The organism is Bacillus altaicus, assembly GCF_042136375.2.
GTDB lineage: Bacteria > Bacillota > Bacilli > Bacillales > Bacillaceae_G > Bacillus_A > Bacillus_A cereus_U.
Window position 1 is genome coordinate 4,939,544 of sequence record NZ_CM143394.1, and the last position, 25,696, is coordinate 4,965,239.

The following is a 25,696-nucleotide window of genomic DNA, read 5'->3' on the forward strand; positions in this document are numbered from 1 at the left end:
CACATCATTATAGCATGAGAAAACCGCAAGCATACATGCTCACGGTTGATTGCTTTTTACTAAATCATCTAGGCTTTTAAAATGATACCCTTTCTCGCGCAAATCATCAATGATTTTCGCAAGTGCTTCTGCATTATCTTTTGATATTGCATGAAGTAACAAAACAGATCCTGGATGAATCATAGTCATTACATTATTATGAGCGTATTGCCATCCTCTTTGCTGATCTACTTTCCAATCAAGAAATGCAAGCGACCAAAACACGTTATAATATCCCATTTCTTTCGTAAGAGCTAACGTTCTTTCGCTAAATACACCTCGCGGAGGGCGTACATATTTCACTTCTTTTTGCCCTGTTACTTTTTTAATCTCTTCCGTTACGCTCGTTAATTCTTCACGAAGTTTTGCATCATTTACTGTTGTAAAATCTGGATGACTCCAAGAATGATTACCAATAATATGTCCTTCATTTTTCATTCTTAATAATAAATCTTTTTGTGTTTTTATATAATGTCCCGTCACAAAGAAAGTTGCTGGTACTTTTTTCTCCTTTAATACATCTAAAATCTTTCCTGTGTATCCATTTTCGTATCCATTATCAAATGTTAAATAAATATCTTTTTTCTTCGTATCTCCTAAATAAAACCCACCATTTTTTTGTAGTAATTCTGTATATAGTTTCCCTGCATCTGGCACCGTTTCATTTTTAGGACGTGGGATTCCCCAGTTATGCGATGTATTCGTATAAGCAAATGTTGAAACTGGAACAAGTGCCATCATAATTGAAAAAATGAGACCTATATATAACCATTTATATTTCATAAATAGTCTCCTTTCCATATATAATCGTACCTGTAGTTTCTGTTTCCCTGCTTTCTTTCATGCTGAACATGTTTTTCTATATATACCAAAAAATGCACCTCGAATAATTCGAGATGCATTTCTCTTTACTTAAATACAGGTTCTTTAAAGCTCGCCAATTTTTCAAATGATGTTTTATCAACATCAGCATGTAGACTTTTACCATGAGAATCCATCGTTACAACTGCTTTAAAACCATCGATACGTAAATGCCACATTGCCTCTGGGATACCGAATTGTAAGAAATCAACATCTTTCACTTCTTTAATACATTCAGCATAATATTGTGCTGCACCACCAATTGCATTTAAGTACACACCACCGTGTTCTTCTAAAGCTGCTAATGTTTTAGAACCCATACCGCCTTTACCAATTACAGCACGAATACCGAATTTTTTCATAATATCGCCTTGATATGGCTCTTCACGAATGCTTGTCGTTGGACCTGCCGCTTTAATTTGCCAATTGTCATTCTCATCTTTCACTACAACTGGACCGCAGTGATAAATAATTTGTCCCTTTAAATCTACTGGACAATCGTTATCCATTAAATGTTTATGAATCGCATCACGTCCTGTATACATCATGCCGTTAATTGTAACAACATCACCAACACGAAGTTCACGAATTTGCTCTTCTGTAATTGGAGCTTGTAATACGATTTCACGCTGCTCTGTTTGTTCTTGCGCAGCATCTTGCTGAAGTGTATCTTCACCTTCTTGGTATAACCAATCCATAATTTCACCTGTTTCAGGATGAATTGTTACACCAAGACGACGATATGCCCAGCAATTATATGCAACAGATACGTAGAAGCTCGCTGGCAAACGATTATATACTCCGACTTTGCAACCTAATAAAGTTGTTTCTCCGCCAAATCCCATCGTACCAATGCCAAGCTTATTTGCATTCTCTACTACGTACTCTTCAAGCTTTTGTAATTCTGGAACTGAATTTACATCATCTAATGTACGGAATAATTGATTTTTTGCTAATTCGTAACCTGATGTGCGGTCTCCCCCGATACCGACGCCGATTACCCCAGCGCTACACCCTTGCCCTTGCGCTTGATATACTGCATGAAGAAGGCATTTACGAATTCCTTCTAAATCACGCCCAGCTCGTCCAAGTCCTTCTATTTCACAAGGCAAGCTATATTGAATATTTTTGTTCTCACAGCCCCCGCCCTTTAAAATTAAACGTGCATCAATGTAAGCTTTTTCCCATTGTTCAAACTTAATAACAGGTGTACCTGGTCCTAAATTATTTCCGCTATTGTCTCCAAAAAGAGAATCAACAGAGTTTGGACGAAGTTTACCATCTTTTGTCGCCCGCTCAAGCGCACTATAGATAGCTTCCTTCAGTTTTAATTGATTCACACCAACTGGTGTATAAATTTTAAACGTTGGCATCCCTGTATCTTGGCAAATTGGCGAGATATTATCATCTGCCATTTTAATATTATTCGTAATTGTGCCAAGTGCCATCGCCGAACGAGTTCCTGCATTTTCTCGTTCTTTCGCTTGTTGAATTGCGCGACGAACATCTTTCGGTAAGTTCGTTGACGTTTCAACAATTAGTTGATACATGCTTTCTTGAAGCTTTTCCATTGTTACTTCCCCCTCAATTGTGAACGCTACCAAAACGTTATGAAATGAAAATTCCATTGTTATACTCTTCAGCTGTTTATTTATCCCGCTATTTGCGGGCAGTAAGACTCCACCTCAAAATTCGGCTAGAGCAAAGAAGTTAGGTGGGAGCCCTGCTGCCCGTAAACGCCCGATTGGTGAAGGCTAATAATCAGTGGGGATGAACAAAACCCCCACTGATTAAAGTTTCACTTTATTTCACGCCATTAAAGGTTAAATGAAATTTTTCACAACTTGATTATACCTTTTTTTCTATATTCCTTCTATTATCCGTACAGAAAAAGGCTGCCAATTTTGTAGTGGCAGCCTTTTTAATATATTATTCGTCTTTTTTAAATTGCTCACATTTCAGTTCTAATTCATCTAACATTGCAAGAAGACGATCTACATCTTCTAATTCTACCTCTTCTGGTTCAATCGTATCAATTACTTCAATAAACATATTTAAACGTTTTTTCAAATATACTAGTTGTGAATCTTTATCTTGAATTGCTTTTCCCATGAAGGCACTCTCCTTTTAATTCGAGTTGCTTTTATTATACCGCAAAAATGATGGATATGGGCATGTAATTTCATCAAATTTGTCGCAGTAATTCATTATAATGTAAGCCCTCTCTCTTTTTTTACAAAAAAGTTTCACTTTATAAAAAGCACATATTCTTCTATTATAGAGAATGGACAAATTGTTATTTCAATAGTCAAAGGAGTATTTCATATGACGATATCACAAATAATGAAGCCGATTACTCCTTCTTACGATCCATGGGAAGCGTATATGGACCTTGAAGAGTACGGCAGACTACTATTAACAAACGTTGAGTTTACAACAACGACGTTATGCAATATGCGTTGCGAGCATTGCGCTGTTGGTTACACATTACAGCCGAAAGATCCAAATCCGCTTCCGATGGAGCTTTTATTAAAACGATTAGATGAGATTCCTTATCTACGTTCTTTAAGTATTACAGGCGGAGAACCTATGCTTTCAAAAAAATCCGTCGACAACTATGTAACACCACTCTTAAAATACGCCCATGAACGAGGCGTTCGCACTCAAATCAACTCAAACTTAACTATAGATTTAGCACGTTACGAACAAATTATTCCCTACTTAGATGTATTGCACATTTCACATAACTGGGGAACAATCGATGACTTCGTTGAAGGCGGATTTGCAATGATGGAGCGTAAACCTACTTATGAACAGCGCGCTAAATTATTTGAAAGAATGATTACAAATAGTAAAGCTCTATCAGAGGCAGGTGTACTCGTATCAGCCGAAACTATGTTAAACAAACGAACTCTACCGCATATGGAACATATTCACCGTCAAATCGTTGAAGAAATGGGCTGTAAACGTCATGAAGTGCACCCCATGTATCCGAGTGACTTCGCTAGCACACTTGAAATTTTAACAAAAGAAGAAATTCGAAATGCAATTGAACATTTATTAGAGATCCGTGATGAAAATGTATGGATGTTATTTGGAACATTACCTTTCTATGCATGTAGTGATGATGAACGTGATTTATACACATTGAAGAGATTACATGAAAGTAAAAATGTAACTGTCCGCAATGATCCAGATGGTCGTTCTCGTTTGAACGTAAATATTTTCGATGGAAATATTATCGTGACCGATTTCGGTGATGTCCCGCTTCTAGGTAATGTACAAACAAATACACTACAAGAAGCTTACGACAAATGGTGTGACTCAAAAACAGCAAAATCATTAAGTTGCCATTGTCCTGCCGTGAAATGCCTTGGACCAAATGTTCTTGTGAAAAATAGCTACTATCCAAAAGAAGATTTCTTATCAAAAACATCAAACATTATGTTATAAATAAAAAAACGTCAGCCTGTGTGCTGACGTTTTTCATTTCATTGTGAATGCGATGAAGAAACAAATTTAAAAAATAAATGATCATGAATTGGAATAGCAGCTCCGATTCCTTGAGATGTAATATTTTTCACGACAAGCCTTTTTTGATTCCCTTTTAACACAAGGTAGACTTCTCCAAATGTTACTTTTCCTTTTTCATTTACTGCTGGTGTATACGCATATAAATATCCAAGTTGACTTGGACTAATATTATAAACACGCTCATGTCCGGTACCATAGCCAATGGTTGTTTTAAATGAAAGTGGCAATTGTACTTTTTCAAGCGCTTTGAGAAGCATCATTTTTTTCACATCTGTAGCATCTTTCATATCTGCTGTTAAATCACCTTCGATTGTCTTTTGGGTTTCTTGCTTATAGCGAAGTGGGTATAAGCGATCACCTCCGCGATTATCATATACATTTCGATTTACTTGCTTATATTCCCAATTAATCGATGTGTCTATTGACTCATAATTTAATGCCCATTGACCTAAATAAATTTTCGCCCGGTATCCTACTGCAAGCGGTGCATTCGAAATTGTTGTTTCGTTAAACATTCGAATTAAATCAGGGTTTTCAATTTTGATATTTGCTGTTTTCAATAGTTCTTGCGCAAACTTACTTGGCTGTAAACGCGGTAAATCTTGTGCATCATTCGGAAATGTATTATCTTTTGAAATATTTAAAACAGATGAAGGCATTTTTACTTCTACCGTTGTCTTTGCAAAACTACTGTTAGGAAATAATAAGATAAACGAGACCATGGTTGAAAGACATATGCTGTATACTCGTTTCACCTGTCTGGCTCCTTCCTACATAAAGGTATATAATTTACTGTATTTATCCCGCATTAACGGGCAGTAAAAGCCCGATTGGTTCAGCTAATAATTAGCAGGGGATGGAGATCCCCCACTAATTAAAGTTTCACTTTATTGTTTTCTCTCATACGCATTGTTATCCCTATTTTTCATAATAAATAAAAACCAATTCCCATAATGACATACGCCGCTAATAAAGTGCCTCCTTCAAACCAGTTTGTATCCCCATCATTTGAAATCGCAATGGTTAAGAAAACAGCTGTAATCATAGAAACAAGTTCTGGTATTGTAAATACTAAAGGCATCTTTTGTGCAAAAAGCATCGAAAGAAGTACTAACACAGGAGCAACAAACATGGCGATTTGTAATGTAGAACCTACTGCAATTTCTACTGCGATATTCACTTTATTTTTATATGCCATAATAATCGCAGATGCATGTTCTGCTGCATTACCAACAATTGCAACGATAATAACCCCTATAAATAACTCTGACCAGCCAAACGACTTTGCGACCGTTTCAAAAGTATGTACGAGTGCCTCTGACACATAAGCAACTGCAAGTGTTGCTATCGCTAAAACGAGTAGCGCTTTACCTTTGGACCACTCTGGCTCTTCCTCATGTGCTACTTCATCACTTTTATGTTGATATACACCACGGTGCGTAACTAACTTAAATAGCAATGCAGCAAGGTACATAATAATCATGATAATAGAAACACCTATACTTAATTGATACGTCTTTCCAGCATCCATCTTCATTGAAAAAATCTCCGGAATAACAAAGGCTACGACAACAGCAAATATTAATAAAGCTGAATTATGTCTTGCATCATAAACATTGAAACTTTGCCTTTTATACTTAAGGCCACCTATAAAGAAGGATAGCCCTCCTACCAGTAATAAGTTTCCAAGTACAGAACCAGTTAAGGAAGCTAAAACAACTTCTGTTAATCCTGCCTGAAGTGCAAAAATTGAAATGATAAGTTCAACGGCATTACCGAAAGTGGCATTTAATAAACCACCTATCCGAGGCCCAGAAACGATTGCTAAACTTTCTGTCGCCCTCCCCATAAAACCAGCTAATGCAATAATAGTAATGCAGTATACAGCAAACATAATGGTTTGTGGCCAATGAAGTGTTTTTCCGATTACAGAAAGTGGTACACCTATAAGCGCTACTGTAAGAAATATTTTATTAAACATGCTTTTCATCCTTCCATCGTATGTATTTCTCCTCGATATTATTATTATTCATCTCCTAACTTGTCCGATTTCATCACAATTACGTTTAAAAAATCGGGTTGAAGAAAACAGTATGAAAGATATTTAAATTATCTTGTTCAGACAGAAAAAATTATGAATTATGAAAAGAGGCTAAAAATATGCACTTAAAAGAAAAAATCGCAACTATTATTCAAGGTCAACGTACTGGTGTATTATCTACTGTACGTAACGATAAGCCACATAGCGCCTTTATGATGTTTTTCCACGAAGATTTTGTACTATATGTTGCAACAGATCGAAATTCAAAAAAGATAACAGATATCGAAAAAAATCCCAATGTACATGTACTACTTGGACGCGAAGGAAAGAAATTAGATGAAGATTACATTGAAGTTGAAGGGATAGCTTCCATCGAAGAAGATCAAACATTAAAAAACAAATTTTGGACTAATAGCTTAAAACGCTGGTTACTAGGTGCGGAAGACCCTAATTACGTACTAATAAAAATTAATCCCGATACAATTTATTACATCGATAGTGCCGGTACGACCGAGCCCGAGTTTTTACGACTATAAAATAAAAACAAGCCCCCCTTAGGTGGGCTTGTTTTGTCGAAAGGTTCTTCTGAAAAAAACAATAAAATAGGTGGAACTTTCTAAAGATTCTGTTATATAATAGCAGTAACTTAAATAAACTGTATTAAAACAGATTGAGGGGAGAAATAAAAATTGATGAAAAGAGAAGAACGAAAAAACATGATTGAGTTTATTGAAAAGAAAAAAGGGATTGAACGTGACGAATTATTATTTATGACAGATGATGAAGTAGAGCATATTTATAATGTAACGTACTTTTTATATGAAGAAATAGCAGAGTAGCATAATAAACCCCCACCTTATTAAAAATATAGGGCGGGGGTTTATTTCGCTTTTTATACATGAGAATGATTTTCATGTATAATAATGTAAGATTGGAGGAATTTCACTATGAGTTCATGGCTATTATTCGCACTATTATCAGCAATTGCTGCTGCCCTCGTATCTATTTTTGGAAAGATTGGCTTAGATGGAATCGATGCCAACGTCGCAACAACGGTTCGCTCTATTATTATGGCATTATTTATGGTAGGAGTTATTATTATACAAGGTAAATTTCAAAATATCGGTGATGTGCTCCTAAATAAAAAAGCACTGCTATTTATCACATTAAGTGGAATTGCAGGTGCTTCGTCATGGCTATTTTATTTTCTTGCCCTAAAAACAGGAAAAGTCTCACAAGTAGCACCTATCGATAAATTAAGTGTAGTGTTTTCCATTATTCTCGCGATGATTATATTAGGTGAAAAGTTAAACTTTATGACTGGTATTGGTGTAGTCTTTATTACAGCTGGTGTATTATTTATTGCTTTCAGCTAAAAAAACCGCTATTATTAGCGGTTTTTTCTTTTCCTTATGTAAATCCACACAATCAATATTACAATTGCCGAAACTAATAAAATCCATATTCCATAATGATGTAAACTGTATTCAACAAAGCGCCACTTCTCTCCCAGTTTCCAACCTAATCCAATAAAAACACTTATCCAAATTAGTGCACCACCGTAAGCATACAAACAAAATCGCCACAATGTTAAATTTGAAACTCCAGCAAAATATGCTGTTAAATGACGTACTCCCGGTATAAAGTAGCCAATCATTAAAAGAAATGGACCGTATTTTTCAAATAAAATATGTGTTTTTTCAATATGATGTTCTTTAATTCTAACTTTCGGACCATATTTTTTTAAAACAGGGAGCCCAAGTTTTAAACCTAATATGTAACTTAATGTAATGCCAAGCATTGCACCTGCCATTCCACTTGAAAAAGCAGCTGTTCCTGACATAACTCCTTTTGAAATGTTATATCCAATAAAAGTCAATAAAAACTCATCCGGTATAGGTAATCCAACAATCCCGCCAGCTAAAGCTATAATAATTCCAAAATATCCATAATGTGCGATTAACTCGCCAATATGTTGTTCCATTCGGAAGACACATCCTATACACGATCGTTATTCCATATTGTGCCCATTCTATCTTTAAGACAAACATGGTATACATATTCACTATACATTGTTTTTATAATGAACTCTACTTCTATTCCATTCCTTAAACAGAGATTTAATCAGTGGTTTTTTTATCCATCCCCACTGATTATTAGCCTGCACCAATCGGGATTAAAAAATAAAAATTCATAGGCTTATTTTTTTGTTACAATAAAGGGAAGTTACTTTTTGCAACGGTTTAACTCTCAAGAAAAATGATATATCTAGCAAAAACATAGTTTGGTCTATATAATGCAACTTCTACCTATTAGAGTAACATGCACCCTTTTACATACAACATCATTTTTCTAAATTATACAGGGGGAACGAACATGACCATTGAAAAACAATTTATCCAAAAGATTTACTATAAAACATTTTTAACAGAAGACTCTTCCATTCCGGTAGCGGAAGTACTCGGTGAAACATATATAAATGAATCAAAAAATGAGTTCTCCAATATATCTAATATTCGCTTCGCACAAGGTGAAGTTTATTTTCAAACTAACGACTTTGAAGCAGCAATATTTAAATGGGAGAAAGTAAATAATGAACTTGCTCTCTGGGCTATGAAGAATATTGCAGATGCTTATTTCGAATTAGGTTTCTTACCAAAAGCAGAGGAACTTTATAAATCTATTCAATCAGAAGATACAACTCTTACGATGGAAGTTTCCCTACAACTTCTTTCTCTTTATATCGAGCAAGACCGTATAGGACTGGCATTTAAGACGATTAGTGAAGCTGTTGCATTTCAACCGGACTATCCGAATATTACTGCGATTGCTCGCTCTTTCTATGAAAAACAAGAAGATTGGAATAATGCTATTGAACTCACTGTTCAAGAAGGAATTCGAACAAAATCATTACACTGGTTTGATACTTTAATAAATTATGTGAACAGAGGCTTTACTAAAAAAATTAAACCTGAGTATTTCTATGAATCTTTAAAAGCCTTATATACAATTGATCAAGTTCAATTTAAAGAGCTTGTTATTTCACTTTGGAACAGTTATCAAAATGAATCATTACATCTACCTTGGATTCAAACAATAAATCACCTATTCTTACATATTGAAGTAGACGCTAATGATGATTGGAATGCAATTTCTACTCGCTATCAAGAGACCTATTTTGACTTGATTACTGGACAATATTTCATGCACGAATTACAAGGACTTGTACCAGATTTATTAACAAATTGGTTTAGTTTAACGAAAGCCGAAGATTCTTTACTTGTCTCCGCAGCAGTATTAGCATGGAATGAAGTTTCACCGACAACTCTAGAATCATTACTCGTAAAAAGCGCAGGTGCCTTACTTTCAAATGCATCAGCTCATGCAAATGTTGATATGGCAGACGTATCAGCATTATTTGAAACGATTGCTGTATGGGCTGAGAAGAATGATGTAGATTTAGGTCATCAATTCACACTACTTGTTCGTGAGTTATACGATTTAACTGTTACACAACTTCTAGTAGCAGGCGCTAGCGATTATGATAAATCAGCCTTTATTAACTCTATACTAGGAGAAAATATATTAAATGAGGCTATAACAACTTCAATTACATTTAAAGATGATAGTCAAACTGAAATAACTGAGCTTACAGAACTAGATATACGAAATATACCAAACTTTGACGAACTTCATAACATACTAGCAGTACCTTCTCAGTCAAAACTAGAAAGAAAATGTATTGAAGTTAAATTACCAAGTAGATTTTTACGAAAAAATAAGTTTTCATTCCTTGTCACACCTACTGTTCATGGACAACTTGACAAAAACAGCTCTCACTTTGAATACTTACAGGCAGCAGATAGTCTCATCTATGTACTAAATTCAGCTTCACCATTACATGACGAAGAGCTCGATACATTATTATATATTCGTGAGCAAGTACCAAATTTACAAATTCAATTCGTCTTACAAACAATTGATACGAATACTAGTGAAAACATCACGAACAACATTAAAAAGAAAATACTCGTACATTTCCCAGAGGCACAATTTTTCCCCTACTCTCCTTCACAAGAGAGTAGTGAACAGCTAGGTAACGTAACCGACTCTATTCTTTCTAACCTTACTCAGCGTAATGTTGAAAAAGAACGCATTGAAAAATTATTATGGTTTATCCAAAAAACAATCGCATACCTTGTCAATGAGCGTGTGGAATTAGAAAATACGTTAGTGAAATCCGTCCGCTGGAATAAACATATTTTAGTAAAACTTGATGGTTTTATTAATAATCTTACTGCCATCCAAAAAGATAAAATTCGTTCTATTACAGAATCTTATCTCTTAACGAAAGAAGAGATTACGCAGGATATACATTCTCAAATTCCTGAATTGTTGCAGAGTTGCTCTGATCTTGTTCAAGAAGATAGTGATTTCAAATTGGTCCATGAAGAACTAAATGTAGCAATGAATGAAAGAATTCAAAAACATGTACAGCAAGTGCTTCTTCCTAAATTTACTGGGTCTATTCAAGAATGGATTGAAACTGCTCATAATGAATTCATTCAAGCTCAGGCTTATTTAGATGAAATGGGCGATACCTTTAATAAGCTCTATGAGGAAGAGCGTATTAAACTTCCTTGTGATTTCAAATTACTAGATGACTGGGATAGAGATGTTGCAAGAATGACGAATAGAATTACAGTAGCTAACATCAATATTTTATTACGCTTTACACCGACACAATTTTTCTTAAAGAGTGCAGGGAAATTATTCGGTAATATGCAAAAAAATCAATCTATGCTATCAAATAAATATAAACAATATATTGAAACAGAAGATTATACAGAAGTTGCTCAGATGATTTCAAAACAATTCTTCCTTCAATTTGAAGTATTTGAAGGTGCGCTAGAACGGGATATCATGATGTTCTTTAAAGACCCTCTTAGCATATTGAAACAAACCGTAGAAGCAGCCCAACTTGAAATACAAGAAGATGAGCAAACATTAACAAAGCTAAGAACGAACCCAGAAACTTATCATGATCCTTTAACACTCTTTAAATTGCAATTGTTACAACGAAAATTCATGTTAAATATCGACCGAAACAATGAAAACATTGCTTCACAAGAAACAATAAATAACACACCAACTGTTTAAATAAGAAAAACCAAGCAACTAATTTGCTTGGTTTTTCTTATTTCTAATTTGCAATTTTCACATGTTCAAATGGATAATATATCGCCATGAGCTTTCCTAATACTTCTGTTCTATCAATGAGCCCTAAGCCGTTCCTACTATCCCTACTAACTAAACGATTATCTCCCATCACAAAAATTTTATTTTTAGGAATTGTAATCGGTCCAAAATCTTCAGTTAAATTGATAAGTAATTTTTCTGCCTGTTTTTTATTATTCTTTAAATACTCTTCGTTTTTCACTTGATGATTAACATATAATTGATCATTCTTCATCTCAATCACATCTCCTGGCAATCCAATAACTCTCTTCACGTAGAAATTATCTGTCTTCACGACAATAATATCCTCTCTCTCATAACTTTCAAATCTCTTTGCAAGTTTATTAATAATTACTTTATCTCCATCTTGTAACGTCGGCCTCATCGATGCTCCTTTTACAGTCGTAGGAAAAAACAAAAAGATTTTTGCCAAAAACACCAATAAGCATGCAATTGCAATTATTTCAAAGAATTCACGCAAACTTTTTTTCTTTTGCATCATTCCACCATCTCATCATCTTTTTATTTTTATTATAAGTACTCCGACCGGTTAATTTCCACAAAATTCTGAATTATAACATTAGAATATTACAAATATAAAAATAATAACCCCATAAATTTGCTATTCTTATATACTATATTTTTCATCTGCTAAGCAGGACTTTTTCTATGAAATTCATACTTATAAAATACTGTACAAATTAAACAAACAAATATAGTAGCATAGCAATAAAAAAGATACTCTCAAAATAGTCTATCAACTATTTTTGAGAGTATCTTTTTATAATCCTACATATACGATACACATCTGCGCTGCGACATATGTAAACCAAATCCAAAGTGGTTCATACTTCAGTTTGCGCCCCCCGATATCTGTAACACCGATAATAAAATCAGAAATCACAAATAATAAACCACCAAGTGCTGGCACCCACCATATCCCTATATTCTCGTAATATAAGGCGAATGCAAAACATGCCATTCCTCCAACCCACAAACCGTAAATTAGAGCCCCTATTGTAAAAAGTTTGTCTTGTTTTTCATTTCGAATAAAGAAAAACCACCCTATAATTAGAAAGAGTCCGTATACGAGTAAACCGATCCAAAAACCATTCCATGAAATACCTGTTTGTAAAAATGCTTTCACATAGAAACAATGTGCAAGAGCGAAAGTAACCATTCCTCCAATTAATCGATGACCAATTGGAATTAGTCCTGCCATAAATAAATCCCCTACAGTTGATAAAGTCATACCGAGTGCAACCCACGTACTGTACTCAACCGATGGATCTTGTAACCATATCCAAATTGCACTTCCTGTTAAAGAAAAACTAAGAATAAGACGAACCGCTAAAGGTAACGGCATATTATTTCTCGTTCTTTTCGTCTGTCCTATTGCATAAATTGCTCCTATTAAAAAAAGAATAATTTGCCCGACTAACACAATGTAAAGTACATTCATAATATGTTCTCCTCAATAAATGCTTTTTCTATCTTTTTTTCGTTACATATAGCACGTTCTCCTTTTTCTATGTAAAAAAAGAAGAACAATACTGTTCTTCCATTTTAATCGTTTTTCTGTTCTCTATGCTAGTTGTTTTTCTTGCTCAACTTTCTTTTTAACCGGGTTACGATTTACTACAATAATTCCCGCTGCAACACATGCTAAACCAAATAGTACAAAGGAATGAATTGCTTCCCCTAAAATCAGACTTGATAGTAGCACACCAAACACTGGTATAAAGAACATATACATCGAGACTTTCCCTACTTTGTTATACTTCATAATTGTATTCCATATACAGAATCCTGCTGCTGATAAGAACGATAAATATATGAGCATAAGTATTGCATGTAGATTAAATACGAATGGCATCATTCCAACTTGAAATGCACCTATACATATCAACCCAATTGATCCGAATATCATCTGATATGCTGTCATATACCCAATATCTAACGTTTTACTACCTTCTTTCGCTAATATGTTTCCATACGAATACATCATCGCTGCTCCAAGAAGTAATAAGCTACCTATTCCAAAATGGAATGATAAACTTCCATCACTCGGTACATTCACTAAAATCACACCGCAAAAACCGATAGCTACTCCAATTACCTTTCTCCTATTTAGAGCATCATCTTTATATAAAAAGTGTGCGAGTAAAATTTGAAAGAATGATGATGTTCCTGAAATAATCGCTCCTTCAATTCCTGAGCTGTAACTCATTCCAATATAAAAACATATATATTGAAGAAAAGTTTGAAACAAGCCAATTTGAACTAACTGCTTTCCTGTTCCTTTTTTGAACTTCATATCTTTTCCTAACGCTTTAAAAAATAATAAGAGCATTACACCAGATAAGAAAAAGCGATAGCCAGCAAATAATATTTGTTCCCCGACTTCTTGTGGCTGAATTCCAAGTTCAACATAGCTTAATTTAATAAAGGGAAATGCGCTTCCCCATAAAAATGTTGCGACTATTGCAGCAATAAACACACCAATCGGATGGGTGAAAAATTTCTCTGTCTTCAACTTGATGTCTTCCTTTCCGACCTTTTTATGAACAATATTCATATATACCAAAGGAAATGCGAAAATACAAGTTTTCAGTTTATCCCGCTATTCGCCGGGCAGTAAAAGCCCGATTGGTGAAGGCTAATAATCAGTGGGGGATGAACAAAACCCCCACTAATTAAAGTTTCACTTTATACTAAAACAAAAACATATCATCTAAGAAAAACATATGCTATACTATAGAATAATTACAACATAATAACTATTAAAATCAGATTCAACAGAAATGCTGCTATCCACTATGGATGGCAGCTTTCGTCGTTTTATAGGGGTTTCGATTTTGATTCTTTTTCTCAATAAGAATTTGGAAGGAGTGAGTATTAATGAACGCAGAAGTAAAAACATTACAAGCACAAAAAGATATTTCTCATCCCTCTTTATGGGATACATTAAAGAAACATTATGAACTTATATTTGCAATCGCATCTGGTATTTTTATTTTAGCTGGCTGGTTATTCACAAAAAATGATGCAATAAGTGCAGGTATTACTTTCTATATCCTTGCTTATGTAATTGGAGGATTTGCAAAAGCGAAAGAAGGTATTGAAGACTCAATTGAAGAGAAAGAGCTAAATGTTGAAATGCTCATGATTTTTGCAGCTATCGGCGCCGCAGTTATCGGTTACTGGGCAGAAGGTGCTATTTTAATCTTCATCTTTGCATTAAGCGGAGCAATGGAATCTTATACATTAAGTAAAAGCCAAAAAGAAATTTCAGCGCTTCTTGATCTACAACCTGAAGAAGCATTACGTATTTCAAACGGAATTGAGGAACGTATTCCAGTTGGACAATTACAAATTAACGATATTATTTTAATTAAGCCAGGTGAGCGTGTTCCTGCTGATGGCACAATTCATACTGGTGAAACAAATATTGATGAAGCTGCTATTACAGGAGAACCTATTCCAAATGAGAAAAAATTCGGCGATGAAGTATTTGCTGGCACTGTAAATTTACGTGGAGCTATTGAAGTTAAAATTACGAAGCCGAGCGATCAAACATTATTCCAAAAGATTATTCGTCTCGTTCAAAGTGCACAAAGCGAAAAATCACCATCACAACTATTCATCGAAAAATTTGAAGGAACATACGTAAAAGGTGTACTACTTGTTGTTGCGCTTATGATGTTTGTTCCTCATTTCTTACTTGATTGGAGTTGGAATGAAACGTTTTATCGCGCGATGATCTTACTTGTAGTCGCTTCTCCTTGTGCGCTAGTTGCAGCCATTACACCGGCAACTTTATCAGCAATTTCAAACGGAGCGAGAAACGGTATTCTCTTTAAAGGTGGTATTCATTTAGAACGTCTAGCTTCAGTAAAGGCGATTGCCTTTGATAAAACAGGAACATTAACACAAGGAAAACCTACTGTAACAGATGTATATGTTCGAGAAGGCATAGCAGAAAGTGAAGTACTTTCTATTACAGCAGCAATTGAAAGTCACTCTACACATCCTTTAGCAGAAGCGATTGTTAAATATGCAAAACACGCTTACGACATTACGATAAAAAAACCAGAAAACGTTGAAGATGTAACTGGTTTTGGATTAAAAGGAATATTAGAAAACAAAGCTTATAAAATTGGTAAAGCTGATTTTATTGGAGAAGAAATAAAGACATTTCATAATGGCATTTCTGCTTCACTTGAAAAAGAGGGGAAAACTGTCGTTTATATTAGTGATGAGGATGGTATTCTTGGACTGATCGCTTTAAAAGATACCCTTCGCCAAGAAACCATAGCCGCTATTCGTGATTTGCAAAGCATTGGTGTCGAAGCAATCATGATTACTGGTGATAATGAAGAAACAGCAAAAGCAATTGCCAATGAAAGTAATATAAAAGAATATTACGCATCATGTTTACCAGAAACAAAAGTTGAAACAATAAAGCGGTTAAAAGAAAAGTACGGCATAGTCGCCATGGTGGGAGATGGTATAAACGATGCACCTGCACTCGCTACTGCTAGTATTGGTGTTGCAATGGGTGAAGGAACAGACGTAGCATTAGAGACTGCAGACGTTGTTCTTATGAAAAACGAATTATCTCGTCTCTCTCAAGCAATCCGTTTATCAAAACGAATGAACCGTATTGTGAAGCAAAACGTTATCTTCTCTTTAGCTGTCATTGCAATGCTGATTTGTTCAAATTTTTTACAGTTTTTAGCTCTTCCCTTCGGTGTTATTGGACATGAAGGAAGTACCATTCTTGTCATTTTGAATGGTTTACGATTATTAAAAGGAAATAAATAACGGGTCCCTGATGAAGGACCCGTTTTTTTTAATGGTAGCTATTATGACCGTTCGCACTGCTGCTCGTTTTATGCTTTGGATGCGAACTGCTCTTTTGTTTATTATTGCTTTTATTATTGTGGTTCTTTTTATTATTACTCATGAAATATCCCCCCTGTTCCCTTTTATTATGGAACAAGAGCTCATTTTTCATTACGGGAATTATTGTCACCCGTTCTATAATGATGGAGTAAACCATTAATTTCACCGCCAAGTAAAATTACCCACGCAGTTAAGTAAAACCATAACATTAAAATAATGATACCACCGAGACCACCATATGTATTAGCGTAATTTGCAAATTTATCTACATAATAGGCAAATGAGTACGATACCACAATCCATCCTACGGTAGCAAATATTGCTCCCGATATGACTTCTCTTCGCTTTAATTTCCGATCAGGCGCAAATGTATATAAAAAGCTAAACAAAGCGATCAAGACAAAGAAACTTGCTACTAAACGCGTAATACTCCACACGTAAGAAAAACTATCCGATAAACCAATTGCTTTAAACACGGCTGCCCCAATCACTTGTCCAAATACTGGGACGATTAGTGCAAACACAATCATAAAAATTATCGCTAACGTGAACACGATAGATAAAGCTCTTGTTTTAATAAAGGAACGGGTTTCTGTTACATCATAAGCGCGATTAAAAGCGTTCATAACCGCATTTACCCCGTTTGAAGCAAACCATAACATCGATAGTAAACCGAATGATAATAAACCACCATTTTGTTCGTTTACAACTTTATCTACGTTTACTTCAATTAAGTTCATCGCATCTTCTGGTACGTACGGTTCTAATAAATTGAGCACACTTTCTGTTTGAAGGTCAATAAAGCCAAGAAGCGTAATTAAGAAAACAAGCCCAGGGAAAATCGCAAGCAAGAAGAAATAAGCGAGCTGTGCTGCTAAGCCCGCTACATCATCGCGCATCGTCCGGTCATATAAATCTTTCCCAAACGAAAAAGTACGATTTCTTTTTGCTTTTTCTAGAAATTTTCTCATATTTTTTAGACGCTTTTCTTCTCTTCTTTATTTTGCTTTAGCTCAATGTATGCTTCAGTTTTTTTTTCCTCTGCATTTGAGTCCTTCATAAATAATTCACGCGCTTCTTTCATACCACCATCTTCAGCTACCACTGGCTCTTCTTCTGCTTTAAGCTCATCTACCTTTGGAGATACAGCTTGAATTTCAATCGTTTCCGGCTTTTCTACTGGCACAATTTTTTTCTTACTAAAAATTTCTTTCGTTTCTTTTAACGTTTCTACAACAGACGGCGTTAATTTTTTAATTTCTGCTACTTTCGCTTTCACTACATTGAAATCAGCAAGTTCGCGTCCTTTATCTGTAACAGTTTGCACTTTTTCTTTTATCTTCGCATTTTCACCAATTTCAATCATCTTTGTTTTTGCTTTTTCTGCCGTATTTTTTACTTTTTCACGGTTTTCTTTCTTTAACATAGATACAGCTACACCTGCAGCTACACCAATCGCAATGTTTCGAGCAATATTATTTTTCTTTGCCATATTCCTTCACCCTTTCATTTCTTATATTAGAAAGTATTACTTTCTAAGCTTCCTCATATTCCTTGTTCATTTCGAATGAAAGCTAATAGCTTTACACACCCTTCTGTTACAAGGTCATACACTTCTTGGAAGTTCCCTGTAAAGTAAGGGTCAGGAACGTCTGTCCAGCCACCGTCTGGAACAAAATCGGACAGTCTACCAATATAGCCTCCAGTTTTACCAAAACTTTTTAAATCCGCTATATTCTTGTTATCCATGGCAATAATATAATCAAACTTTGTTAAGTCTTCTTTTTCTACTTGCCGTGCTTTAATTCCTTCAAAAGAGACTTCATTTTCTTTTAAAATTTTTTGTGTCCCTTTATGTGGCGGATGACCAATATGCCAATCTCCAGTTCCTGCAGAATCAATGACAATTTTCTCTTCGAGTCCCTCTTTTACGACAAAATCTCGAAAAATTGCTTCTGCCATTGGAGAACGACAAATGTTCCCAAGACAAACAAACAATACTCGGACCATATTTTTGTTTCTTCCCTTCTTGGTGCATTTCTTACCATATACTTATATAGTATAAACAACCAATTATTAATTATAAAGGAAATCCCTACTAATTTAATAGGATTGAAAAGTTTCATTAACGAAAATGATAAAAAAATGTTAAGATAACCTTATGTTATTTTAAAGGGGGACACTTCGGTGGATTTATCCGTAAAATCAGAAGCAAACGTTGAATATATGGTAGAAGCTATTAAAGAAAAATTACGCATGGTTAATGCTGGGGCAATGAGAGCTGCTAGTTTTAATGAAGAAATGTACGAGGACTTACGTGACATTTATGAGCACGTTATAAAACGTGAAACATTCAGTATTAGTGAAATGCAAGCTATTACTGAGGAATTAGGTACATTAATTAAAAAATGACAAAGAGCCTCACGTATTCGAGGCTCTTTTAATTTCAACAAATTCATGACAACTCTTCTCTTTTCCTCCTCACATTCTAAATTACTGTACAATGAAAGTAGAACCTCACCTTAGATTTTTTCTCCATACATACTACTCTAAAAAAATTGCCACACTACCATTGCTAACTGTTTTTACTGGGGGGGTGCTTACTTATGAGCAATTGGTACAGTAAGACGAAAGATCAAACATTAATCGATTTAGAAACAAATGAACAGCACGGTTTAACTGATGAAAACGTAAATGAACGTTTAAAGCAATATGGCCCTAATGAATTAGCTACAAAACAAAAACGTACTTTATGGCAGCGAGTTTTCGCCCAAATTAATGACGTCCTCGTATATGTCCTTATTATAGCTGCCCTTATTTCCGCCTTTGTAGGTGAATGGGCCGATGCAAGTATTATCGCGCTCGTTGTAGTTTTAAATGCTGTTATCGGTGTAATCCAAGAATCGAAAGCAGAACAGGCTTTAGAAGCATTGAAAAAGATGGCAACACCTAAAGCTATTGTAAAGCGAGATGGTGAACTAAAAGAGATTCCATCTGAGCATGTCGTTCCAGGTGATATCGTTATGCTTGATGCTGGGCGGTATATCCCCTGCGATTTACGACTTATCGAAACTGCGAATTTAAAAATTGAAGAATCTGCTCTAACTGGTGAATCTGTCCCTGTCGATAAAGAGGCAGTCTACCACCCTTCCATGCAAAGTGATGAGCAAGTACCATTAGGCGATCAAAAAAACATGGCATTTATGTCGACGTTAGTAACGTATGGACGTGGCGTCGGTGTTGCTGTTGAAACTGGGATGAACTCACAAATTGGCAAGATCGCTACCCTTTTACATGAAGCAGACGATGATATGACACCACTTCAAAAAAGCTTAGCACAGGTAGGAAAATATTTAGGATTTGTCGCTGTAGCTATTTGCGCTACTATGTTTCTCATCGGTTTTTTACAGGGCCGGGATACGTTAGAAATGTTTATGACCGCAATTAGTTTAGCTGTTGCAGCCATTCCAGAAGGCTTACCAGCTATCGTTTCCATCGTTCTTGCAATTGGTGTTCAGCGCATGATTAAACAAAACGTTATCATTCGTAAACTACCAGCTGTTGAAGCTCTCGGTTCTGTCACAATTATTTGTTCAGATAAAACAGGTACATTAACTCAAAATAAAATGACCGTTACTCACTTTTATAGTGATCGCACATACGACCAGCTAGAAAATTTGAATGTAAATAATGATGCACACCGTCTATTATTAGAAAATATGATTTTATGCAACGATGCTTCTTACGGTACCGCCTCACAAACAGGGGATCCTACAGAAATTGCCCTTCTTGTTGCCGGAAGCTCGTTTAACATTCAAAAAGATCATTTAGAAAATAAACATGAACGTGTTAACGAATTGCCTTTCGAGTCTGATCGTAAAATGATGTCAACTGTACATACGTACGATGAAAGCTACTATAGCATGACGAAAGGTGCAATTGATAAACTTTTACCTCACTGTACCCACATTTTTATAAATAATAAACTGGAGGTCCTAACAGATTCTGATAAAAATCAAATATTAGAAGCTGCCGGGTCAATGTCGCAAGAAGCCTTAAGAGTACTTTCATTCGCATATAAACGATACGATTCAAACGATGTGGATATAAATCACCTCGAAGAAAATCTCATCTTTATCGGTCTTGTCGGTATGATTGATCCACCACGCACAGAAGTAAAAGATTCAATTACAGAATGTCAAAAAGCTGGTATTCGCACAGTTATGATTACTGGTGATCATAAGGATACCGCCTTTGCAATTGCCAAAGAACTTGGCATTGCTGAAGAAAAATCTGAAATTATGATTGGAACTGAATTAGATACCATTTCAGATACAGAACTAGCAAGTAAAATTAATCACTTAAATGTATTCGCTAGGGTCTCTCCAGAACATAAAGTGAAGATTGTAAAAGCATTACGTGCTGAAGGAAATATCGTTTCCATGACTGGTGACGGTGTAAATGATGCTCCTTCTTTAAAGCAAGCAGATGTTGGAGTAGCAATGGGAATTACAGGAACAGACGTCGCAAAAGGCGCAGCAGATGTAGTTTTAACAGATGATAACTTCTCATCTATTGTGAAAGCTGTTGAAGAAGGAAGAAATATTTATCGTAATATTAAAAAGTCTATTCTCTTCCTACTTTCTTGTAATTTCGGCGAAATTATAGCTCTCTTTTTAGCTATTTTACTCGGCTGGGCAACACCACTACGCCCGATTCACATTTTGTGGGTAAATTTAATTACAGATACACTGCCTGCATTATCACTCGGTGTTGATCCTGAAGATCCAGATGTGATGAAGGAAAAACCACGGCATGCGAAAGAAAGCTTATTTAGCGGCAGCGTTCCTTTTCTTATTTTCAATGGGGTTGTAATTGGACTGCTTACTTTAACAGCCTTTATCGTTGGGGCAAAGCTCTATACAAGAGATACAAATTTATTTCCTCTCTTCCCAGAGCAAATTGATGAAGACGCGCTATTACACGCTCAAACGATGGCATTTGTCGTTCTTAGTTTTTCCCAGATCGTTCATTCATTTAACTTACGTTCAAGAACGAAATCAATTTTTTCAATTGGGATATTTACAAATAAATATTTAGTCTTCTCACTTCTAATCGGTGTTCTTATGCAAGTGTGTATCATTTCCATCCCACCTCTTGCCAATATATTTGGTGTACATGCATTAACATTACGCGATTGGGGATTCGTTCTCTTGTTAAGTATCATTCCGCTTGTTGTGAATGAAATCATTAAATTATTTAAGAGAAAATAAAGTGCAACTTTAATCAGTGGGGATTTTGTTCATCCCCACTAATTATTAGCACGCAAATAGCGAATAAAAGGCAATGAGGAATATTCCTCATTGCCTTTTTGTTTATCCTTGTAATTCTTTTTTAATATTTTCTGTTAATGTAGCCATACGCTTACGACTTTCTTCACGCTCACGCTTATTTTGCTCTTCAATTTGTTGTGTTTCTTGCATACCTCTTGAAATAATGTTCCAAGTTTCCTCAAGTGTTTCCATCTTAATACTAGAAGAACCTGATATTCTCGCTACTTCCACACTTTGAGTTGCGATATTTTGTGCATTTTTCTTAAGTAATTCATTTGTACGGCGATCAAGTTCAGCCATCGAGTCCGCAACAAGCTTTTGACGTTTCGCATTTACCGCTTGAATGATACCATTTTTAAAGATAGGAATCGTTGTAATAAATGCTGTATTGATTTTACCGATTAATTTATTGTTACCGCGTTGAATCATACGAATTTGTGGCGCTGTTAATAGAGCAACCATACGTGCTTTTTCTAAATCATCAATACGTTGTTCTAAAATTTCAACAGAGTTTTTAAGCGATTCTAATTCAATACCTGCTAACTGATCATTATTACGTATGCGCTCTTCGTACATCGGAACTAACTCTGTATTTAAACGCTCTAATAGCATTTCCCCTGCTACTACGTATTTTTCTAAGTCTAAATAATACTTTAAGTTTTGCTCATATAAACCATCTAACGTACCAATTGATTTTTTCATTTCATCTTGATACTTCGTAATTTCTACGTATACTTTATCCATTTCGCGACCCATCGTCTGGTACTTACTAAAGATTTGTTCAATCATTTTATCTGCTTTTTTGAACATACGTGAGAAGAAACCACTTTTCTCTTCCGCAAAGTCTTTACTATCAAATCTGTCCATAATTTTACCGAGCTGCTTTAATAATTCACCAGAGTCTTCTACTTTCGATAAAGACATTGTATGTAAAATTTGATCAGCGAAACGTGAAATCTCCATAGAAGGCTCTTTTCCAAGCTCGATTAATTCTAATTGGTCTTTAATGTCTACTGCATTATAAATACGTTGTACTTCAGCATCTTGTCTAAGTTGCAAGCGAACATCTTGTGCGGTTTGCTCATTCAATTCTGTTTTCGAATCTAGTACGACTGGGTTATTCATATGATATTCTCCCTTTCCTTATAAAAATGGACGAAATAGTCCTTTTATTGTTTGTGATAAATTTTTATAGGCTGATGAACCATGAAATTCAAGATCGAAATTAACTTCTTCAAGCCAATGTGAATCAAATGCTCCTGATTGAATATAGGGTTCAATATCGTTTCTCCCCGTTGGATTAAAGTGGAATACATCTACTCCAATTTGATTTAAAAATAGTAATAACACAGCATCAGAACGACTTAATTCTCCGCTCTTCTCATTATTAAATATAACAATTTTCGGTACTTCTTGCGAATAATCAAATTTCTCAAGCTGCTCTAAAATATTCGGTGGTATTTGAGAGAGTTGCGCGAAAACATACAGTGCTACATCTTGTTTCGTCTCTTTCGTAATTGGTTTACACATTTCACTTTCACACGTATGGATGATTGCTTCTGCAATACCATGTTGTAATCCTTCTGGTAAACGCTTATGTGGCCACCAATGGCTGTTCATAATTAAATCCGGATGTAACTTCCCTGTGCGGTCCAATGCATCTCGATAATGATATTGGAAATTCGCTTTTTGTTCTTTCGTAAACGGGAATGTATTAATTAAAAAACTGTTATCAAATGATGTAACAGCCTTTAATCGCTGGAAATATTCTTTATCATTCTTTGAAACCCCTGATATTTTTGCAAATAAAGAAGGAATATAAATATGCTTATTTTCAACAAAGAATGTTGGACGTACAAATGCCTTTTCTTTCGTAATTAAAAAAAGTTCATCGTACGTCGTTTTGAGCGTACGGGCTACAGGTGTATACGAACGGAATTGCCACGGTTTGTATAATAATGAATTATCGTGGTGAAGTACTTGCTCGATTTCTTTTGAAGCTTGATAAGCTACTGTTGCGACGCGTTCACGACGCCGATCAGGAAATGGTTCCAATGAAATACGGCCTGAATGAGATACGACAAAGGTCTTTCCTTCCTCATCTACACTCTCAAATCCATCTTTTCCTTCGGGGTGATAATAAAGCACATCACAGCCGAGCATAATAAGAAAGTATAAGAAATATATGCGACTCTCCGTCGCATCACCGTACCAAACGATACGCGGCATTTGTTTCTTATAATTAATGGTAGAGAACCACTTCGCTACGTAATTTTCACTTAATTTAATCATATCGATTAAGAAACGCCGGAATCCTTCTGTTTTTAAAGATTGATTATGTTGTTTCTCATACAATTTCAATATAGAAATAAACGTCGTATGTATATAATGCTGTAAATCAGGATTGTCTACTTGCGGTAATAGTTGTTTTCCAGACAAATGTGCTACAAGCCTATTTACTGTAAGTCCATTCGGCGCTTCTTGATGTAATGCAAAAACTTCTTGAATATGGCGCAGTTTTTCGGGATCAATCACCTTATTTAAATTTTGTTCATGCAAAACCTCAATCCCTTTTGCTTCACTATAATCAAATAGTTCATTGAAATATTCATCTACATCATTAGGAACACCAAGAATGCGACTTGCTATGTAACTAAATTTCATCTCATTCTCTGTCAGTTCATATTGTGGGCGTTTTTCTAAAAGCGCTTCAAATTGCTTTAAATCTGATTCATCTTTTAATGCACATGGTTGAAGTGTAAAACGTGCAAACACAACAGTTCACCTCCAAAAACATTTACGTTTTTTATAAAGTCTCTCTTCTATTATAAACTATTTTTAGTTATAAAAAATGGGCGCTCGCATAACGAGCAAACCCATTTCAATTATTTATGTTCATTTTTAGTAGCTGCAACTTCTTCTTTAGCTTGTCCAGAATTCTTCATGTAGTGAAGTATAAATGTTGCTCCAAACGCTATAACTAAAATAATAAAGAACAGCGCATGACTTACTTCAATATGAATGACAGACAGTAGCATTTTTGCTGCAATAATTAAAATTAAAATATATGCTGTCGTCTCCAATTCTGGAATACGCTCTAACAATTTTAAGAATACGCCAGCGATACCGCGCATCATTAAAATACCGAGCATTCCACCTAATAATAAAATCCAAACTTCATTCGATACACCAAATGCAGCAAGTACACTATCTACAGAGAATGCGATATCCATTAATTCAACCATCGCAACCGTTCCCCAGAAAACACCGAACATTCTGAAGAGAATACTGTTTTGGTTCATACCATGGGCTTCCTCTTCTTCTGAAGTGCCTTTTCTTTTATCAATGAAATATTTAATTGACAACCAAGCTAAGTAAAGCGCACCTAACACTTTTACCCAGGCCAATTTAATTAAGAACATCCCGATTCCAATTGCAATAAAACGGAATACATAAGCTCCAATCAGTCCATAGAATAATGCTTTTTTTCGTTTTTCTTCTGGAAGATGTTTTACCATTACCGCTAACACAAGTGCATTGTCAGCAGATAATAAACCTTCAAGTACAACAAGTGTACCTATTAACCCCCAAGATACTGGATCTTGTAACACTTTAATCCACATGTCCAAGTCGAAAAACTGAGCATACGTATCAAGGATTCCTTGCAAAATACTCATCTTACCTTTATCCCCTATTCTTTGCTAGATTTATAGAAAGGTCAAAAAAAGGAAACGAATGTCGT

At 35.2% G+C, this 25,696-nt stretch carries 23 protein-coding genes; 8 read left to right on the top strand and 15 right to left on the bottom strand.

The window, feature by feature from the left end; translation table 11 throughout:
- Positions 1-39 precede the first annotated feature (39 nt).
- From pdaA to ACE38F_RS25525, 3 genes are all read right to left on the bottom strand, one after another.
- Positions 40-822 (bottom strand): delta-lactam-biosynthetic de-N-acetylase, encoded by a 783-nt coding sequence (gene pdaA / locus ACE38F_RS25515; RefSeq protein WP_375370552.1) that lies wholly within the window; start codon positions 820-822, stop codon positions 40-42.
- 125 nt (positions 823-947) lie between these two features.
- Entirely contained in the window at positions 948-2,471 is a 1,524-nt protein-coding gene (gene fumA / locus ACE38F_RS25520) for a class I fumarate hydratase (RefSeq protein ID WP_375370553.1), read from the bottom strand.
- A gap of 358 nt (positions 2,472-2,829) precedes the next feature.
- Complete coding sequence (locus ACE38F_RS25525; RefSeq protein ID WP_002091170.1) at positions 2,830-3,012, bottom strand: SE1561 family protein; 183 nt, start codon at positions 3,010-3,012, stop codon at positions 2,830-2,832.
- A gap of 213 nt (positions 3,013-3,225) precedes the next feature.
- On the opposite strand from ACE38F_RS25525, the gene yfkAB reads away from it, so the two are divergent.
- Entirely contained in the window at positions 3,226-4,353 is a 1,128-nt protein-coding gene (gene yfkAB / locus ACE38F_RS25530; protein WP_375370554.1) for a radical SAM/CxCxxxxC motif protein YfkAB, read from the top strand.
- Between the two features lie 38 nt (positions 4,354-4,391).
- On the opposite strand, the gene ACE38F_RS25535 is transcribed toward yfkAB, so the two are convergent.
- Positions 4,392-5,189: a YfkD famly protein gene (locus ACE38F_RS25535; protein ID WP_215555131.1), complete on the bottom strand. Its 798-nt coding sequence runs from the start codon at positions 5,187-5,189 to the stop codon at positions 4,392-4,394.
- A gap of 170 nt (positions 5,190-5,359) precedes the next feature.
- Positions 5,360-6,415, bottom strand: coding sequence for a calcium/proton exchanger (gene cax, locus ACE38F_RS25540; protein ID WP_002159406.1), 1,056 nt, complete (start codon positions 6,413-6,415; stop codon positions 5,360-5,362).
- Between the two features lie 179 nt (positions 6,416-6,594).
- Here cax and ACE38F_RS25545 point away from each other — a divergent pair, with 179 nt between their 5' ends.
- The 3 genes from ACE38F_RS25545 to ACE38F_RS25555 all read left to right on the top strand — a co-directional run bounded on the left by ACE38F_RS25545 (position 6,595) and on the right by ACE38F_RS25555 (position 7,851).
- Complete coding sequence (locus ACE38F_RS25545; RefSeq protein WP_002140268.1) at positions 6,595-7,011, top strand: pyridoxamine 5'-phosphate oxidase family protein; 417 nt, start codon at positions 6,595-6,597, stop codon at positions 7,009-7,011.
- A 156-nt stretch (positions 7,012-7,167) separates the two neighbouring features.
- Positions 7,168-7,314 (top strand): BH0509 family protein, encoded by a 147-nt coding sequence (locus tag ACE38F_RS25550; RefSeq protein ID WP_000817786.1) that lies wholly within the window; start codon positions 7,168-7,170, stop codon positions 7,312-7,314.
- A 108-nt stretch (positions 7,315-7,422) separates the two neighbouring features.
- A complete protein-coding gene (locus tag ACE38F_RS25555; protein ID WP_002029573.1) occupies positions 7,423-7,851 on the top strand; it encodes an EamA family transporter in 429 nt (142 codons plus the stop codon).
- 14 nt (positions 7,852-7,865) lie between these two features.
- Here ACE38F_RS25555 and ACE38F_RS25560 read toward each other — a convergent pair whose 3' ends face one another.
- Positions 7,866-8,459: a DedA family protein gene (locus ACE38F_RS25560; RefSeq protein ID WP_341307777.1), complete on the bottom strand. Its 594-nt coding sequence runs from the start codon at positions 8,457-8,459 to the stop codon at positions 7,866-7,868.
- A 392-nt stretch (positions 8,460-8,851) separates the two neighbouring features.
- Between ACE38F_RS25560 and ACE38F_RS25565 the strand changes: the two genes are divergently transcribed.
- On the top strand, positions 8,852-11,635 hold the full coding sequence (locus ACE38F_RS25565) for a tetratricopeptide repeat protein (RefSeq protein WP_375370555.1): 2,784 nt from the start codon (positions 8,852-8,854) through the stop codon (positions 11,633-11,635).
- A 43-nt stretch (positions 11,636-11,678) separates the two neighbouring features.
- On the opposite strand, the gene lepB is transcribed toward ACE38F_RS25565, so the two are convergent.
- The 3 genes from lepB to ACE38F_RS25580 form a co-directional block, all read right to left on the bottom strand.
- The gene (gene lepB / locus ACE38F_RS25570; RefSeq protein WP_215555128.1) at positions 11,679-12,215 is read right to left on the bottom strand and encodes a signal peptidase I; all 537 of its coding nucleotides are present in this window, start codon (positions 12,213-12,215) and stop codon (positions 11,679-11,681) included.
- A 279-nt stretch (positions 12,216-12,494) separates the two neighbouring features.
- Positions 12,495-13,175 carry a lysoplasmalogenase gene (locus tag ACE38F_RS25575; protein WP_341307779.1) on the bottom strand — a complete coding sequence of 227 codons (681 nt, stop codon included), beginning with the start codon at positions 13,173-13,175 and terminating at the stop codon, positions 12,495-12,497.
- 123 nt (positions 13,176-13,298) lie between these two features.
- Entirely contained in the window at positions 13,299-14,249 is a 951-nt protein-coding gene (locus ACE38F_RS25580) for a DMT family transporter (protein WP_340821725.1), read from the bottom strand.
- Between the two features lie 629 nt (positions 14,250-14,878).
- Between ACE38F_RS25580 and ACE38F_RS25585 the strand changes: the two genes are divergently transcribed.
- Positions 14,879-16,540: a heavy metal translocating P-type ATPase gene (locus ACE38F_RS25585; protein WP_462782411.1), complete on the top strand. Its 1,662-nt coding sequence runs from the start codon at positions 14,879-14,881 to the stop codon at positions 16,538-16,540.
- Between the two features lie 182 nt (positions 16,541-16,722).
- Here ACE38F_RS25585 and ACE38F_RS25590 read toward each other — a convergent pair whose 3' ends face one another.
- From ACE38F_RS25590 to ACE38F_RS25600, 3 genes are read right to left on the bottom strand one after another with little or no spacing between them, the layout of a single operon-like run.
- Positions 16,723-17,592 carry a YihY/virulence factor BrkB family protein gene (locus ACE38F_RS25590; RefSeq protein WP_002063656.1) on the bottom strand — a complete coding sequence of 290 codons (870 nt, stop codon included), beginning with the start codon at positions 17,590-17,592 and terminating at the stop codon, positions 16,723-16,725.
- Positions 17,593-17,597: 5 nt separating this feature from the next.
- Positions 17,598-18,113: a DUF4075 domain-containing protein gene (locus tag ACE38F_RS25595; protein ID WP_002115844.1), complete on the bottom strand. Its 516-nt coding sequence runs from the start codon at positions 18,111-18,113 to the stop codon at positions 17,598-17,600.
- 53 nt (positions 18,114-18,166) lie between these two features.
- Positions 18,167-18,631: a low molecular weight protein-tyrosine-phosphatase gene (locus ACE38F_RS25600; protein WP_002125006.1), complete on the bottom strand. Its 465-nt coding sequence runs from the start codon at positions 18,629-18,631 to the stop codon at positions 18,167-18,169.
- A gap of 177 nt (positions 18,632-18,808) precedes the next feature.
- Between ACE38F_RS25600 and ACE38F_RS25605 the strand changes: the two genes are divergently transcribed.
- Positions 18,809-19,033: a DUF1128 domain-containing protein gene (locus ACE38F_RS25605; protein WP_215555125.1), complete on the top strand. Its 225-nt coding sequence runs from the start codon at positions 18,809-18,811 to the stop codon at positions 19,031-19,033.
- 194 nt (positions 19,034-19,227) lie between these two features.
- Positions 19,228-21,894 carry a cation-translocating P-type ATPase gene (locus ACE38F_RS25610; RefSeq protein ID WP_375370556.1) on the top strand — a complete coding sequence of 889 codons (2,667 nt, stop codon included), beginning with the start codon at positions 19,228-19,230 and terminating at the stop codon, positions 21,892-21,894.
- Positions 21,895-21,996: 102 nt separating this feature from the next.
- On the opposite strand, the gene ACE38F_RS25615 is transcribed toward ACE38F_RS25610, so the two are convergent.
- From ACE38F_RS25615 to ACE38F_RS25625, 3 genes are all read right to left on the bottom strand, one after another.
- The gene (locus ACE38F_RS25615) at positions 21,997-23,079 is read right to left on the bottom strand and encodes a toxic anion resistance protein (protein ID WP_002113709.1); all 1,083 of its coding nucleotides are present in this window, start codon (positions 23,077-23,079) and stop codon (positions 21,997-21,999) included.
- A gap of 18 nt (positions 23,080-23,097) precedes the next feature.
- Positions 23,098-24,729 carry a YceG family protein gene (locus ACE38F_RS25620; RefSeq protein WP_215555123.1) on the bottom strand — a complete coding sequence of 544 codons (1,632 nt, stop codon included), beginning with the start codon at positions 24,727-24,729 and terminating at the stop codon, positions 23,098-23,100.
- Between the two features lie 110 nt (positions 24,730-24,839).
- The gene (locus ACE38F_RS25625; RefSeq protein ID WP_341307784.1) at positions 24,840-25,631 is read right to left on the bottom strand and encodes a TerC family protein; all 792 of its coding nucleotides are present in this window, start codon (positions 25,629-25,631) and stop codon (positions 24,840-24,842) included.
- Positions 25,632-25,696 lie beyond the last annotated feature (65 nt).